Origin of the sequence: Dyadobacter sp. NIV53 (genome assembly GCF_019711195.1) — a bacterium.
Taxonomy (GTDB): domain Bacteria; phylum Bacteroidota; class Bacteroidia; order Cytophagales; family Spirosomataceae; genus Dyadobacter.
Genome location: NZ_CP081299.1, coordinates 6,062,780 through 6,077,774, shown reverse-complemented (window position 1 = coordinate 6,077,774; position 14,995 = coordinate 6,062,780). Strand labels below are relative to the sequence as shown.

Annotated in this window: 14 protein-coding genes and 1 pseudogene; 7 read left to right on the top strand and 8 right to left on the bottom strand. The window is 39.9% G+C overall.

Translation table 11 applies throughout. The features are described from left to right. The first annotated feature begins 44 nt into the window (after positions 1-44). The 3 genes from KZC02_RS25015 to KZC02_RS25005 all read left to right on the top strand — a co-directional run bounded on the left by KZC02_RS25015 (position 45) and on the right by KZC02_RS25005 (position 4,454). Entirely contained in the window at positions 45-1,490 is a 1,446-nt protein-coding gene (locus KZC02_RS25015) for a S41 family peptidase (RefSeq protein WP_221391165.1), read from the top strand. 306 nt (positions 1,491-1,796) lie between these two features. Beyond that, positions 1,797-3,788: a gliding motility-associated C-terminal domain-containing protein gene (locus KZC02_RS25010; RefSeq protein WP_221391164.1), complete on the top strand. Its 1,992-nt coding sequence runs from the start codon at positions 1,797-1,799 to the stop codon at positions 3,786-3,788. 114 nt (positions 3,789-3,902) lie between these two features. Next, entirely contained in the window at positions 3,903-4,454 is a 552-nt protein-coding gene (locus tag KZC02_RS25005) for a cysteine hydrolase family protein (RefSeq protein ID WP_221391163.1), read from the top strand. 80 nt (positions 4,455-4,534) lie between these two features. Here KZC02_RS25005 and KZC02_RS25000 read toward each other — a convergent pair whose 3' ends face one another. Next, positions 4,535-5,518 carry an acyl-ACP desaturase gene (locus KZC02_RS25000; RefSeq protein WP_221391162.1) on the bottom strand — a complete coding sequence of 328 codons (984 nt, stop codon included), beginning with the start codon at positions 5,516-5,518 and terminating at the stop codon, positions 4,535-4,537. A gap of 143 nt (positions 5,519-5,661) precedes the next feature. On the opposite strand from KZC02_RS25000, the gene KZC02_RS24995 reads away from it, so the two are divergent. Beyond that, positions 5,662-6,399: a 1-acyl-sn-glycerol-3-phosphate acyltransferase gene (locus tag KZC02_RS24995; protein WP_221391161.1), complete on the top strand. Its 738-nt coding sequence runs from the start codon at positions 5,662-5,664 to the stop codon at positions 6,397-6,399. A gap of 390 nt (positions 6,400-6,789) precedes the next feature. After that, on the top strand, positions 6,790-7,209 hold the full coding sequence (locus KZC02_RS24990; RefSeq protein ID WP_221391160.1) for a hypothetical protein: 420 nt from the start codon (positions 6,790-6,792) through the stop codon (positions 7,207-7,209). A 93-nt stretch (positions 7,210-7,302) separates the two neighbouring features. Here KZC02_RS24990 and KZC02_RS24985 read toward each other — a convergent pair whose 3' ends face one another. Further along, positions 7,303-7,737: a GNAT family N-acetyltransferase gene (locus KZC02_RS24985; protein ID WP_221391159.1), complete on the bottom strand. Its 435-nt coding sequence runs from the start codon at positions 7,735-7,737 to the stop codon at positions 7,303-7,305. 4 nt (positions 7,738-7,741) lie between these two features. Next, positions 7,742-8,401, bottom strand: a complete 660-nt coding sequence (locus tag KZC02_RS24980) for an NAD-dependent epimerase/dehydratase family protein (RefSeq protein WP_221391158.1) — start codon at positions 8,399-8,401, stop codon at positions 7,742-7,744. Between the two features lie 134 nt (positions 8,402-8,535). Between KZC02_RS24980 and KZC02_RS24975 the strand changes: the two genes are divergently transcribed. Further along, positions 8,536-8,952, top strand: a complete 417-nt coding sequence (locus KZC02_RS24975) for a DUF983 domain-containing protein (RefSeq protein ID WP_221391157.1) — start codon at positions 8,536-8,538, stop codon at positions 8,950-8,952. Between the two features lie 95 nt (positions 8,953-9,047). Further along, positions 9,048-9,257 (top strand): hypothetical protein, encoded by a 210-nt coding sequence (locus tag KZC02_RS24970; RefSeq protein ID WP_221391156.1) that lies wholly within the window; start codon positions 9,048-9,050, stop codon positions 9,255-9,257. An 8-nt stretch (positions 9,258-9,265) separates the two neighbouring features. Here the strand turns inward: KZC02_RS24970 and KZC02_RS24965 are convergent, their stop codons facing one another. The 5 genes and pseudogenes from KZC02_RS24965 to KZC02_RS24945 form a co-directional block, all read right to left on the bottom strand. Beyond that, positions 9,266-11,035, bottom strand: a complete 1,770-nt coding sequence (locus tag KZC02_RS24965) for a glycoside hydrolase family 9 protein (protein ID WP_221391155.1) — start codon at positions 11,033-11,035, stop codon at positions 9,266-9,268. 93 nt (positions 11,036-11,128) lie between these two features. Next, on the bottom strand, positions 11,129-11,542 hold the full coding sequence (locus KZC02_RS24960) for a Dabb family protein (protein WP_221391154.1): 414 nt from the start codon (positions 11,540-11,542) through the stop codon (positions 11,129-11,131). A 173-nt stretch (positions 11,543-11,715) separates the two neighbouring features. Further along, positions 11,716-12,258 (bottom strand): DUF1697 domain-containing protein, encoded by a 543-nt coding sequence (locus KZC02_RS24955; RefSeq protein ID WP_221391153.1) that lies wholly within the window; start codon positions 12,256-12,258, stop codon positions 11,716-11,718. A 125-nt stretch (positions 12,259-12,383) separates the two neighbouring features. Continuing rightward, positions 12,384-13,407: pseudogene (locus KZC02_RS33160) on the bottom strand (PmoA family protein). Between the two features lie 166 nt (positions 13,408-13,573). After that, positions 13,574-14,914 carry a Gfo/Idh/MocA family oxidoreductase gene (locus KZC02_RS24945; protein WP_221391152.1) on the bottom strand — a complete coding sequence of 447 codons (1,341 nt, stop codon included), beginning with the start codon at positions 14,912-14,914 and terminating at the stop codon, positions 13,574-13,576. Positions 14,915-14,995 lie beyond the last annotated feature (81 nt).

Here is a 14,995-nt window from a genome sequence, read left to right as displayed (position 1 = left end):
TCGTTTGTACCTAATTGATTTTCCTCATTTCAAATTGATTAAAAATGTTAAAATTTAAGAATTATGGTTTAACCGGATGTCTGGCATTACTGCTTTTTACAGTAAGTTGTAAAACAAGTGATGTCGATCCGGAAGTCGTAAGCACCACCGATACTACTTATACTTCTGTCAACAGCTGGGTTTATGAATTAATGAACGATGCGTATTTCTGGTACGACGATATGCCTACGGAAAGCACGCTGGACAAAACTATCAGCCCTTTTGATTTCTTTGAAAAACTAATTTACCAACGTACAACCGTTGACAGGTTTTCGATGATAACCGATGACATTGATGATTTGGAGAATGAATTTAATGGCATAAGTACAATTTATGGAATTGGTTATTCCTTATCATATCTCGACAATACCCAAACAAGCATTGGCATGTTCCTGAATCTGGTGGTGAAAGGAAGTCCGGCGGAGGCTGCGGGTTTGAAACGGGGTGATATTGTCATGAAAGTAAATGGGACTCAGCTCACTTCCAGCAATTATTCATCACTTTTAAGCAGCAGTGAAACCGCAGTATTTACGCTTGGAACACTCACAAATGGAGTAATTGTAGTTAATAGCACTACCATATCAGTTACAAGAGCTGTGGTAAATGAAGATCCCGTTGTCTTTTCCAGTGTTATTACCAAAGCAGATTATGGCAAAACGATTGGCTATGTAGTTTATACACAGTTCGTTCCGGGTACTGATGCAGACGCCAAAAAGTATGATGATGAACTCCGTGCCGTATTTGCTAATTTTAAAAGCCAGGGTGTAAATGAACTGGTTCTGGATCTGCGTTTCAATTCAGGAGGATACATCAGTTCCGCAGAAACACTTGCATCATTGGTTGGAAAAAGTATATCCGGTTCCAAAATTTTTTATAAAGAACAATGGAATGATAAGTATACTGCATATTGGAAAAAAGCAAATGGAGCCAATGCACTGAATTACAGTTTCCTGGATGAAGCAAATAATATTGGTTCCAGCCTCAGCCGTGTATTTGTGCTTACTTCCAATGGAACTGCATCAGCCAGCGAGCTCGTAATCAACGGATTAAAGCCTTATATGGACGTAGTTACGATCGGAGAACATACTGCCGGGAAAAACCTTTTCGGCTCATTGATCAGCGACGATCAGGGTCGTTGGAAATGGGGAATTTATATGATGCTGGGCCAAACTGCCAATGCCAATGATCAATCCGATTATGGCACCGTGGATGGAATGACACCAACTTATATTGTGGAAGATTCAAGCGTTCCTTATCTGCCGTTTGGTGATGAAAATGAAACACTTTTGCGGAAAGCACTTGATGTAATGGGAATCCCGGCAAGCACCGATCTGAGAACTGGTGCCACGAAAAGAGTTGCAGCTGTAACGTCACACATGTACAGGGATAACCTTCAGGTAAAAGAAAACCGCATGATCAGAACCGATCATTTACCATTGCTGAATAATTAAAAATGCGTTGACCTACATATTAAAAAGGCCTGGAACATTTCAGGTCTTTTTTTGTTTAAAAGTCTTTGAATATTTCTAACAAAAATATATTCCGGCATAATTTATTTAAACGATGCAAAACAATAGAATTATTTGTATAAAATAAATCGAATATATTTACATATTTCAATCAATATCACGTAATTTGAATTATTATCCGTTTGTTGATATTTCATAATGATATTGCAACGGGCAGGACAGTTATAAATTAATTTTTAATTTAATTTCAGGATTTTTAAGTTTCAAATTTATGATTTATACGTTTATATGAAATCCAGGGTTCTGTTGTTTTTCATTTTCGCCTGGTTTTCAGTAATAGAAGTAAATGCCCAAGCAGTAAAACATACCTACCGGTTTTACGGAAATTTTTCTGTTGCACTCCCTCAATGCGGCCCGGATCTTACACAGGCGCAGCCCCTCGGAAACTGCCCCTCTGCTCCAACCCCTGGTGATTTTATAGAAGATGCACTTCCCTGCGGTGCAAAACGTCAGGTTTATCACAACAATTTAAACTGGGGACTGGCGTATCCGAATACTACCGGGGTTATAAAAGGAACTTACACCATTCAGATGTATGTCAGGGTTACTGACTGGGGAAAAGAATGGTCGCGGATTATAGATTTTTCTATTGGAAAAGCAGATGAAGGGATTTACTTCAAAAACACAGCCGGTTCTGAGGAACGGTGTCTTGATTTTTACCCTTTCGGAATTGTTGGTTCCTGTCCCTATTTTAATAGTTCTACCTATTATCTTCTGACATTTACAAGGAACGGACTAACCGGTATATTCGACGTTTATGTAAACAATACCTTATTTGCTTCATATAATGATACCCGGGGTATGTATGTTGGAAAAGCCGGAGTACCTATTTATATATTCAGGGACGATGCTGCTACGGCTTGTGATTCCGGTGAGGCTAATTTTGCGTATTTATCATTCACTGACCAGTATTCTACACAAAGTAATGTTGAAGCTGTTGCGGAACAGATTTGTTACACAGCCAGTATTAATGCAACCGCCGACTTTGCAATTAATCCTAATCCAAGCTGTGGGTATCCGGCAAATGTTAATGTTATATATACAGGTGATATAGAAGCACCGGGAACCGGCTACATTTTCGACTGGGACTGGGATGGCGGCACCGTTGTTTCGGGTACCGGCATGGGGCCGTTTGTAGTGAACTGGAATACACCCGGGACAAAGGATATTACATTGGTTGTAACGAATACATCCTGCAATAAAACTTTGACCAACAAGAAACCGGCCAATATAAGCAGCCTGGATTTGGTAACTTCATTAGACGCAGGTGCGTGTACTAATACCGATGAGGCAACAATTACCGTAACGGCCATAAATGGCGTTTCGCCATATGAATATTCTATTGATTCTGTTAATTACCAGAAAGAAACAGAGTTTAAGGTAACACCGGCTACTTATAGAGTTTATGTAAAGGATGGCGAAGGCTGCATTTCTATTAAAGAAGTGACCGTGGATTCGCTGGATATTACTGCTGTACAAACAATTGGTGATACTGTCATTTGTGAAGGGCAGCAGGTAAAACTTTTGACAACCAGTAATGCCACAGCTTTTTCCTGGTTTCCGGGCACCGGATTGGATAATTCGTCAGCTGTAAGCCCCATTGCAGCGCCAACAGTCACGACCCAATATATAGTAACAGCCACCAAAAATAATTGTCCGGTGCAGGACACCGTAACGATTACTGTTGTCCCGGATATTGAAGTGATAGTTACTCCGGATACTGAAATTCAGCCAGGAATACCCTTCCAGCTCAGTGCATCTTCGCCTCAGCTCGATGGCCAGGCTGGAGTAATTTATATCTGGATGCCGCCAACAGGACTGGACAATCCTGCTATTGAAAATCCTGTTGCCACGATTTTATCAAGCAAAACTTATGTGATTAAAATTACATCTCCGGACGGTTGTGCAGGCACTTCCCAGGTTAATCTGAATGTTATTCCACCTCCTTCCATTTTTGTTCCTTCGGCGTTTACACCAAATGGAGATGGCAAAAATGAAATACTCAGGCTCGTAACAAATAAAATTACGGCATTGAATTATTTTCAGATATATAATCGCTGGGGTGAAGTGGTTTTCTATTCAAATCAGCTGGACCAGGGATGGGATGGTCGTTTTAAAACCGCCGAACCAGTTGCAGGTCATTATGTCTTTAAACTTGAAGGGATTACAGAAGAAGGAAAAACAATAAAAAAAGAAGGTACTGTATTACTGATCAGATAAATGGTTCAAATTTCAGTGTTATAATTTTATTGAAACAGCAGTATTCTAAATATTTGGTACGGAAAAGCGAATCCATAAAATTTCGTTTTATTTACAAAAATTAAAACCAAACTAATGAAAGCACTCCTGATCATCGACATGCAAGCCGGCTCTTTTACCCCTGAAACTCCCAGATACGATACAGAAAAACTAATTGAAAAAATTAATCACCTATCCACTTTATATCGTGAAACCGGCAACAAAGTAATTTTCGTTCAGCACGACGGTACAAAGGAAGATTGTTATTTTCCGGTTACTCCTGATTGGGAAATCCTTCCTGAGCTAATCATTGATCCGGTTGATGTATTTGTTTCCAAAACAGTCAATGATTCATTTTATCAAACAAATCTGGATAGTTTTTTGAAGACAAATGCCATCAGTCACATCACTATCACGGGCAGCGCAACCGATTTTTGCATAGAGGCAACTATTCAGTCGGCATTGATAAAAGATTATCAAATTACCGTTATAGAAGATGGCCATACCACCGCAGACAGGCCACATTTAAACGCAAAAGCAATTATAGAACATTATAATTGGGTTTGGCAAAATATGTCCCCTACTGTTGGAAGTATAAAAGTTATAGCGTTTGAGGATTATCTGGCAACTGAAAATAATTTAATATAAATAAGAAATTAAAGCAAAAAAAGAGAAGTCAGCTTTTAAAAAGCTGACTTCTCTTAATAACAGAATAATATCCTGGGAAATCAGTTGATCCAGCTAAACTCGTATTGTAATTCCGGGATTCTGGTCCGGTCTGCAATACGCCTCAGACGAGCAGGTAATGCCATCAGATAATCGCGCGCTTTCTCGGCTTTTTCATTAATATCACGTACGGCTCCTATTTCCCACTCCAGCAACAAAGCTTCGAGAATATCTATGTAATCATTGGTTGTATAAACTCCTAATCGCTGAGCTGCATCGGAAAAATGCGAAAACGTGTCCCCGATTTTCACTCCGCTTTCACGCAGGAAATGGGCAGGCATTACGATCTTTTTCCTCATCATATCTTCCAAAGCCAGCATTAATTCTGACGGATCTACTTCCAGAATCCTGCTTACGAATGCCTTATACGCTTTTGCATGACGCATTTCATCAGCAGCAATTACGCCACATATTTTGGACAAATGCGGATTGCCAAATTTCTTTGCCAGCGATGCAGTACGGCGATGGGAAACATTGGTTGCCAGTTCCTGAAATGAAGTATAAATAAAGTTCCTGTATGGGTCACGATCCGTTCCGATATCAAATCCATCAGCGATCAGAAACTGAGTAGATACTTCCAGAGCGCGCATATTTACACGGCCGGACAAGTATAAATATTTGTTCAGAAGGTCGCCATGACGGTTTTCTTCTGCTGTCCAGCTTCTCACCCATTTGGCCCAGCCGGATGGATGGCCTACCTGATCTACACCGATTACATCCATCAACCATGATTCATAAGTAGGCAAAGCCTCTTCTGTAATGGTATCGCCAATCAATACGGCCATATAATCGTAAGGCAAATCACGGCAGCTTTCCTGTAACAGTTTTACTTCAGTAAAGAAATTATCTTTGCTGGAATCCGGCAAAAAATCAGTAGGCTGCCAATTTTCCTCGATTGGCTTTAAGTATTCGGTCATGAGTGAGTCCAAATCCTTCTCTACATGTTGCATGACTTCTAGTCTTTCTGCTGAAAGTGCGGTTTCCATTGTTAATTTGAGTTTAAGCTCTTGCTACTATTTGACAAAGTACGGTAATTTAATGTAAGTTTAATATGATATTCCTCATTTCATACTTCATAATTTTTTACAATCCAGACAGTTTTAAGCTATTTTTGCGTAAAAAAACCTGAATGAAAAAAATCATCGACTACATCCTGAGTATTATATATCTGATCCATTTCGGTTTAACCCTGCTGGTTTTTCATGTAATTCAGATCATTGCTTTTAATGTATTCGGAAAAAAGGTGCATAAGGTTGCAGTCGATTACCTCAATTTTTTTCTAACATTCGGATTGTACTTAACCGGTGCTAATGTTATCCTGAGGAATCTGACTGATTTACCCAACGACCGTCCCATAATATTCGTGGCAAATCACCAAAGCACCTTTGATATTCCTGCTGTTATCTGGTTATTAAGAAAATACCATCCACGGTTTGTTTCCAAGATTGAACTCGCAAAAGGCGTGCCAAGCATTTCGTATAATCTTCGTAAAAGCGGTGCTGCATTGATTAACCGTAAAGATGGAAAACAGGCAATTACTGAAATTGCAAGGCTGGGAAAATTGATACAGGACGAGAAAGGATCTGCTATTATTTTTCCGGAAGGAACACGTACTGCCTCTGGAATTATGAAACCATTTGTAGCCGGCGGAGTAGCCACATTGTTGAAAAGAGCACCTGATGCACTGATTGTCCCAGTTGCAATCAACGGAACCGGTGCATTTAATCCCAAAGGAATATTCCCGCTAAAATCCTTTTCAAAACTTTCATGGACAGTACTGCCCGGCATTGAACCATCCGGAAAGAAAGTAGAAGATATCCTCGAAGAAGCAAAAACAGCCATTCAGAATATACTTAGCAAAGAGTAAGGTCGGCGGTCGGCGGTCGGCGGTCGGCGGTCGGCGGTCGGCGGTCGGCGGTCGGCGGTCGGCGGTCGGCGGTCGGCGGTCGGCGGTCGAAAATTCGCTTTTTTTACCAGTAGTTCCACTCAAGTTAGGGTCTTCACCAACTTTTTTGTGTCCAAACTATGAACTCAGACTTAAAAGTTTGCGTCTTTGCAAACTTTGGCCGTAAAAAACAAAACCTACGGAAAATCCCCTCCTCCATTTTTCCCCTTCCTCCCTTCCTCCATTTCTCCATTCCTCCTACTCCATCCCCCTTTCTCCTTTCTTTTTTCCTTTAACAAATCGTTAACAAACCTTCTTTAAACTTATCTCAATCCTTTGCCTCTAACCCATGAACTTTAAAATTTATTAGTCATGAAAAAGATATTTTTTGTTGCCGCTATTCTTGCATTAGGTTTTACAAACGCAAATGCCCAATATGATTCAAGATACGATCACCGCGATAACCGGGATAACAATTATCCTCAATATCCAAACGGAAGAGATGATTACGAACGTGGCGGAGACTCAGAAATAAATCATTTGCAGAGAGAAGCACGCCAACGTATTGATGCAGGTTTTGAGCGCAGGACACTTTCCAGACGTGAAGCGGATGTATTGATGCGCGAATACCGCCGTATTGAAAATCTGGAAAGAAAATTTAGTCACAGAGGCAGGTTATCGAATAGAGAAGCACGAATTCTTAGATCAGAATTGCAGAGACTAATGGCTGATACCCATAGAATGAGTAGCAGAAGAGGAAACGACTGGGCGCGTGAACGCGGCAGATATTAAGATAAGACAGTTGAAGGTTTAAGGTAATTAGGAAAAACATCCTGTTTTGTGCGGGATGTTTTTTTATGACTATGATTTTTGGTTTTATTGTGTTTAAAAATACCTGACCAGTTTCACGTGTGATTTTTCAAAACCTTCCCGCTGATAAAACTGATGTGCTCTCTCACGGATATTTCTGGATGTTACTTCCATTTGAATCGCGCCATTAGTTTGTGCAAATTCAGTAACATGCTGTATTAAGGCACGTCCGATAAAATGCGACCTGAATTCCGGCTCGACAAACATTTCCTGAATTTCTGACACCAGTGCAGCATGATGCAACAAAGGCTGGATATGGCAGCTCACCATTCCAACCGGCTTTCCATTGAATTCAGCAATGAAATAAGTGATATTGTCTGAAACCAGATTTCTCTGAAAAACCATATCGAAATTCGCCCGGTTTATAACTGCATTTTCCAGGTCACAGATCATCTGATAGACCGTTTCCTCATCATCCTTTATTACCTTTCTGATAAATAATTTATCCATATTTTTAAAAAGCCTGCAATTCTGCTGAATCATGAACAAAGATTCCTTTATCTGTTTTTTTGGCAAAAGAAAGCATCGCGTTGGCTACTTTTTCGGAATCAATTGCACGGTATTTTTTTAACGGGCCAAACATCAAAGGTTTGAAAACCGCAGCCAGTACTTCACCAACCTGCTCTCCCAACCGGGATTCTTTACGATCACCCAATAATAATGATGGATGGAAAATATGTAATACAGGATACTTCATGGCAATTAATCCCTGTTCTACCTCTCCTTTCACTTTATTGTAAAAAATACCAGATTTTGCATCAGCACCCATTGAAGTAACAATCATAAACTTTTCAGCACCATTTTTTTGAGCTAACCCGGCAATTGTCAACGGATATTCTAAATCAACTTTTTTGAAGGCATCTTTTGAACCTGCTTTTTTAATTGTAGTACCCAGGCAGCAAAAAATATCATCCGCTACCACCTTAGAAGTATCCGGCTCATCAAAATTGAAGATTACTTCTGTAAGTTTTGTATTTGTAATTTCCAGTGATCTTCTTGTCAATACTACCACTTTATCATAGTAAGGCGTATGTAAAAGTTTTGTAAATAATTGACTTCCAATAAGTCCGGTTGCCCCTACAATTAAGGCAGTTCTGGATGATGATGGTTTCATGATGGATGCTTAAAGGTTAGGTGGTCAAAAAGATACGCATTCTGATTTATTTCTACGTCGATTGGATTATTTTTTGTTAAAGTATATAGTTTACTTTTACTACAAAGTTTAAACCAGCGATATTAATACCCAGAATGGATCACGGCAAAAAGCAAAGTGCAATCAAAAAAAGATCAAAATTGCTAAGCGTGGCCCGGCAAAAGTGCCCGCGTTGCCGTAAAGGGAATTTATTTACGACACAAAATCCTTATAACTTTAAAGAAGGAACCAAAATGTATGATTCCTGTCCGGTTTGTAATCAGGATTTCAAGATTGAACCAGGGTTTTATATTGGCGCTTTATGGACAAGTTTTCCAATTGTCATATTTATTATGGCACTTTTATCCATTTCACTGCTGGCTTATTTTAAACTTTCCCTTGATCATTTCTTTGTAATTCTGACTTTATCTCTTTTTCTTCTACAACCCGTTATCACGCGCCTTGGCAGGGCGATTTGGATTTACATTTTTGTTGACTACGACCCGGACGCGGCAAAGTGGGGAATTGAGTAAACATAACAAATGTACAAGAGTCTGTTTTCACAAATATTGGGCAAGTACACGTATCGGCACAAGAATTGAGATATTATAAAAAAAGTGTTAAGATCATGAAAAAGAAAGACAAAGAAGTCGAAGGCGGTTCACCATCGCCTTCCGGGCCGCACAACTACAAGCCCAAACAGGAGGATGATAGCAGAAAGCCATCAAAAGTGGTAGAAAAGGAATCAGTTCAGAAGTCTGAAAAAGGTAATATGACGGAAGAAAAGGGCTACAATGAAACACCACCAACGGTGCCTGTAAAATCAACAAAACAGTAATCGGTTGATTATTTACTACTTTTTTCCTCCATTATTGATTCGATTGCCGCTGTCAGATATACCATTGGCGCATTCCAGTTAATTGCGATTTCATTGGATGCATACGAACAATAGTCATCGGTAAAAGATTCATCTGCAAACCTGCTCGTATAGGTTGTGCATTTATCCTGTTGTCCGGGATTTGGGCCTCCTGATAAAAGTCCCGGAACAGGTGCTAAAATACCATCCGCAACAGATGGCCGATGGTGCGGATGCATAACCTGTTTTGAGCCATAACCAGTCAGAAACGAATAGCCCGTTGCATTTCTGCCCAAAATGTAATCCAGGTTTCCAAGTGCAGCCTGCAAATATTTTTTATCCTTCGATATCTTAAAAGCACATATTAAAGCGATTCCCTGATTTGCTGCCACAGCATTGCTACCCCACGCAAAATCCTTTGCAGTTTTTCCCATAACAGTGTGATAAGGCTGCTTTTCCAGATCGTTTAACAGGTCATTTGAAAATTTAAGAATGCTTTGCTGAACCTGGTTGGTAAAATTATTCTCTGTTTTTAATGCTTCACTAGTACGTACAATCGTATAATAACCCAGCGCTTTTACCTGATTCCATGATGGCAAAGGCATAATCTTGTCTGTTTCAAAAGAAATTCCTTGTAGATAGTCTGTTTTCCCGGTTAAAGCATACATTTCCGCTGCCGCCCAAATCCATTCATCACTTGCATTCTTATCCCCGTATCCTCCTGTAACAATATCCGGATCAAACTTTTTGTTCATTTCATCCTGATTGTATAAAACGATCGGATTCTTTTTTGCCCACTCCCACCCTTTTACGGAAGCTGTTATGCACGAATCTGCAAGGCCGGGTAATTGTGCATCAAAGCTTTTCAGGATTCTGGCCGACTGTGCCATTACAGCAACAAAATCCAGGGTTGCGATCGTATTTTTCTGAACTACATATCTAGGATTTTTACATGCATCCGGCATGATCATACCATCGAATTTGGGATTTGTCAGTTTATGATAAACACCGCCATCACCCGGATCCTGCATAGTCAGCATCCAGCGAAGATTCCAGATTACTTCGTCCAGCAAATCAGGCACTGAATTATTACTTTCCGGAATGTTAGTGTTAAAAGTTTGGAAGTACTCGGGAAAGTCCTCATAAAGTGACAGCAATGTTCCCATTGTAATTCCGGAATTCACTATGTATTTGTTATAATCGCCGGCATCATACCAGCCTTTCGGAGAACTGATCACATCATTTTCCGGACGCCCTGGTGAAACTGCCGATGCATGGATTAATACTTTGTCATCAGGATGGCCAGCCGCTCTTGCCCATTTCCCTGCAAATTTTTCAGGCAAATCGGTTGAGGCACGCTGATAATAAAATCCTTTTATTGAAGCAATTGCTACTTCTTTATGTACCTGATCTTTAATCTCGAAAGGAAAAGATTTACCTATATCTGCAACTTCAACAACGTACTTTCCGCTTTTCCGAACTGTTGAAAAATCGGCAATCCTATTAATTTTCCCGGAATACTGGCTGGTTCTTGGCTCACTTAATTTTCCTTTAAAAACAACTCTGCCGGTACCTGCATCCTTTACTGTAAAATCAGTATTTTTTTCTCCTGATATGACGGCAATCTTCTCTCCGTTTGGATAAAAGCCTATTTGATTTAGCCGGATTTCAGTTGAAACTTTTTGGGCAAATGCAGAATCAAAAAATGAGAAGCAGTAAAAAAGATTAGAAAATAGGAAGAAACGCAGAGTATTAGTCATGTGAAGTTTAGTATAACGCCGAATCAAATTTTAAAAAACCGACAGCCGGTTCTCTCAATGAAATACATCAGAGAGCCGACTGTCGATTGTCCGCTAATCAACCTTTTTAGGCCCGATTGAATCGTAAATAACTACCTTTTCCCACAAATGAGAATAATCCTTGATAAACTCCAGATGGATCGGGTGCGTCTGATAGATTTCCTCTTCAATAATATTTTTAAAAAAACACATCCAGGAAACCGCGTAATCTTTCACAATCACAGGTCGGCTCGTTGCTGCCGGCGTGCCGATATGCACATACTGAATTGTGGGTACTTTAGCTAGTTTTTTCAGGCCCTCGATTAATTTGGCTTCATCCTGTGCATTGTTTTTGTTCTTCAGATAGAAATAAACGTGATGTATAAAAAGCTCTTTTGTTTTTTCAGGTTCAGCAGCCAATGGCGAAACTGATACGAGGGTAGCCAATCCGGCATTTTGTAAAAATTTGCGTCTTGATTTGTTTTCCATAATTGTGATTTAAAAAGCTGTATTTACAGCGGGGATTATTTGTGTTGGGATCTTAATTTTAAAATACCAGGGTAAATTTCAAGTTTACGCCCATCTTATAAAACAAAGTAAGGTAAAATTTGTATTCAAAAATAAAGTAATTGTATTCAAAAGTGCCTATCACAATGATTTAATCATTCTTCCGTCAACTCAACCAGCTTGTTCACTGTATTCCAGTTTCGTGTTGTAGCAATCACTTTTAACTTATTCTCGAAAAAATTATTATTCAGTTTCGTATTTCCGTAACCTCCCGGACAATATAAATAAATGGCTTTTGCATCAATTATAAATTCATCAGGCATATACTTGGCAGGATCAATTTTAGCAATATTCACCATGCCCGGCTCTTCCGACAAAAATGTAATATGCAGTTTGGTCAGGTCAATATCCTGTTTGTTAGTAAATGGATTGTTTTTCCGGATTTCTAAAATAGAGTAACTTTCTAAAACAATAACAGGAATTCCTGTCCCGAGATCTTTATTAATCTGCTCTTGAATTAGTTTTTCTAAATCTTTCGGATTTACCGATTCAGACTTAAATATCACATTCCCGCTTTGAACATACGTTTTTACATTCTCTAAACCGAGGGTTTCAAATATTTTTATAAGAGCCGGCATCTTGATCATATTTTTACCGCTTACATTAATTCCCCGCAGGATTGCTATGTATGTGTTCATATAGATTGGTTTTGTTCCACCCGATTTTTATTAAATTTAAACTAAAGGAATATCCATATTACTTAATAAAAGCAAAAAAGCCACGGATGATTCCATGGCTTTTCTTACTATAATCTAAATAATACTTATTTTGTCTTGGCATAATCAGCCGCAAGTGCATTTAATGTATCATCTTTTAAATGCTCTGAGGCAACAACAAGGCGGTAACGAAATGTTGTCGATTCTCCTTTTTTGAGTTTAAAATTCAGCACATCTTTTCCATCACTGAATGCTTTTTGTCCTAATGGATTTACTGCAAACAGCCCGTAACCTCTTGCATGCCAATAGGCAGGATAACCTACATTTTTAGGATGGTCAATGATTGCAATACTGATATCTTCATCCTTAATTTTACCAGTCAGGTTACACCAGATGGCTCTTTTTGCCCAAACTTCCTCACCTTCAATTCCATTGCTGTTACGGTAATTTCCAGTAATTCCTTCTGTTATTCATCACAGGAACTTTGGTGGCAATACCGCTGGCGTCTGTAAATATTTCAGGCTTGCTGGATGGAAGTTCCAACTCCCGGGCTACACGAATTGCAAACATTCCATCCTTAATGTCGGGCATTGCAACTTCTCCGTTAACAGCAGTTAATGTTGTCGAGCGGTCAATTATACGTGTATCACCTTTGCCGCTGAACGTAAAAGTGGTTATTTCCTTCAATGTAAGTTTTCCATCTTTATCAATCCAGTCGGCAGTAACGGTTAGTTCACCTTTATCTTTACCGCTTTTCATGGAATTAATTCCTGTGTGAACAATCGTACCGTACGCACGTTTCGCATGATCGACAGCATTGGAATTGTTCCAGTAATCGTTACCATTCACATCTTCATAATTCAGCCAGATTCCCACATGATGCGGATGATCTACTCGCTCACTCCCACGTGGGTCTAATGGCCAGCCACGGGTTATTAGCGTTCCCTTTGCAGTCATAACCGGATAAAGCACCGCTTTTTTCAATACATCCTCTCCCGGATAGAAATATGATGTAAATGGCTTACCATCAATACTAACCTCAACCTTTTTATCCTTTTTATTATCAACCAGATCAACCTTTTGGGCAAAACCCGGAATGGCAGAAAACGAAAGAAGTGCTAGTACCGTAATTGTATTTTTTAGATTCACCTGTTTGCCGGATTATATTAAACGCATTTTAAACGCAGAGTTTGATGGATTTGGCGCAGAGTTTCACAAAGTTATTTTTTATTAAAATCTCATGAAACTCAGCGTCAGACTCCCTTTTACCATGCGTTTAAAAGTGCGTTTAAAAAATTTAACTTAGAACAATATCACTTTTCTTGGGATCCCAGGTAACCTTTTTACCTGTGTGCAGTGCCTGCGTGGACATAATGTTTGCCACCGAATGGTTGAAACCGGCACGGGCAGGAGCATTAGGTTCTTTACGGCTCCGTACACATTCCATCCAGTTACGCATGTGAAGTGATGTCATCGGGTCAGAACCTGTATTAGCGTCCGTAGAAACTTTATCATCCGTTTTCAGAGATGTTTCCGGCAACAAATTGGCTTTCATACCCATTGCCGCCGCATCTTTTTCTTTCAATCCACCTTCCGAAGTAATCTTATTTGTATCCAGATTTATCATACCGCCATTCGAGTAATAATATTCTTTCACATCACCAGCAGCCTGGTGCATACGAGCAGAATAAATCACCTGGAAGCCTTTATCCGGATTATCAAACGGGCCGTAATCAAACGTAGCTGAGAATGTATCAGCATTTGTACGGCCGTCTTTCCAAACGTAAATACCTCCGTTTGCCACTACGCTGCGAGGCGCTTCCAAGCCTGAAAACCAGTGAACCGTATCAATCTGATGCGACATCCATTGACCCGGCAGACCTGATGAATACGGATAGAACAAACGGAACTCTAAATAAAAACGCGGGTTCCATTCAACCTTAGGGCGATTCAGCAAAAAGCGGTCCCAGTCGGTATCTTCCTTTCTGATTTGCTCAACCAGTTCTTTTCTTCTCCACCGGCCAGGCTGATTTACATTCCAGGTCATTTCAACCATCGAAATATCACCAAACTTACCCGATTTGATAAAGTCATTGGCGGCATGATAGTTTGGCGCACTTCTGCGTTGCGAACCTACCTGTACAATTTGCTTGGAACCTTCCACTGTTTTCAGTGCCAGTTTTCCATCGGCCAATGATTCAGCAAAGGGTTTTTCCACATACACATCACGACCGGATTTTACCGCTTCAACACAATGTAAAGCATGCTGGAAATCAGCAGTACTGATTATCACGGCGTCCACATCTTTGCGTCCAAGCAGTTCCTCATTATTCCGTGCTTTCACAAATTCACTTGCCGACCAGCCTTTGCCTTTGATAAAACTTTCAGCCTCATCGCGACGGCGGTTCCAGATATCCGAAACGCCCATAAATTCAAAGTTCAGATCTTTGGAATGTTCGGCAAAACTTGGCGCCAGAGAACTGCGGAAACGATCTGAAAAACCAATAATACCAACGCGAACTCTGTCATTAGCGCCTACTATGCGGCGATAGCTGGATGCACTAAAAGCATTACTACCAACTGCAACTCCTGCAGAAGCCAGGGCAGCACTTTTTATAAAATCTCTTCTTGTTGTCATTATTTTTTAATTGTTAATGGTTAATTATCAATTGGAATATTCGAAAAAGGCAAAAAGGTTAATGGTTAAAAGGTCAACGGT

Bases quoted from the DNA above. Each gene is read 5' to 3' on its own strand.
- KZC02_RS24980 (WP_221391158.1), bottom strand. From the start codon at position 8,401: ATGAAACCATCATCATCCAGAACTGCCTTAATTGTAGGGGCAACCGGA.
- KZC02_RS25015 (WP_221391165.1), top strand. From the start codon at position 45: ATGTTAAAATTTAAGAATTATGGTTTAACCGGATGTCTGGCATTACTG.
- KZC02_RS24960 (WP_221391154.1), bottom strand. From the start codon at position 11,542: ATGGAAAACAAATCAAGACGCAAATTTTTACAAAATGCCGGATTGGCT.
- KZC02_RS24965 (WP_221391155.1), bottom strand. From the start codon at position 11,035: ATGACTAATACTCTGCGTTTCTTCCTATTTTCTAATCTTTTTTACTGC.
- KZC02_RS24955 (WP_221391153.1), bottom strand. From the start codon at position 12,258: ATGAACACATACATAGCAATCCTGCGGGGAATTAATGTAAGCGGTAAA.
- KZC02_RS25005 (WP_221391163.1), top strand. From the start codon at position 3,903: ATGAAAGCACTCCTGATCATCGACATGCAAGCCGGCTCTTTTACCCCT.
- KZC02_RS25000 (WP_221391162.1), bottom strand. From the start codon at position 5,518: ATGGAAACCGCACTTTCAGCAGAAAGACTAGAAGTCATGCAACATGTA.
- KZC02_RS24970 (WP_221391156.1), top strand. From the start codon at position 9,048: ATGAAAAAGAAAGACAAAGAAGTCGAAGGCGGTTCACCATCGCCTTCC.
- KZC02_RS24995 (WP_221391161.1), top strand. From the start codon at position 5,662: ATGAAAAAAATCATCGACTACATCCTGAGTATTATATATCTGATCCAT.
- KZC02_RS24945 (WP_221391152.1), bottom strand. From the start codon at position 14,914: ATGACAACAAGAAGAGATTTTATAAAAAGTGCTGCCCTGGCTTCTGCA.
- KZC02_RS24990 (WP_221391160.1), top strand. From the start codon at position 6,790: ATGAAAAAGATATTTTTTGTTGCCGCTATTCTTGCATTAGGTTTTACA.
- KZC02_RS24975 (WP_221391157.1), top strand. From the start codon at position 8,536: ATGGATCACGGCAAAAAGCAAAGTGCAATCAAAAAAAGATCAAAATTG.
- KZC02_RS24985 (WP_221391159.1), bottom strand. From the start codon at position 7,737: ATGGATAAATTATTTATCAGAAAGGTAATAAAGGATGATGAGGAAACG.
- KZC02_RS25010 (WP_221391164.1), top strand. From the start codon at position 1,797: ATGAAATCCAGGGTTCTGTTGTTTTTCATTTTCGCCTGGTTTTCAGTA.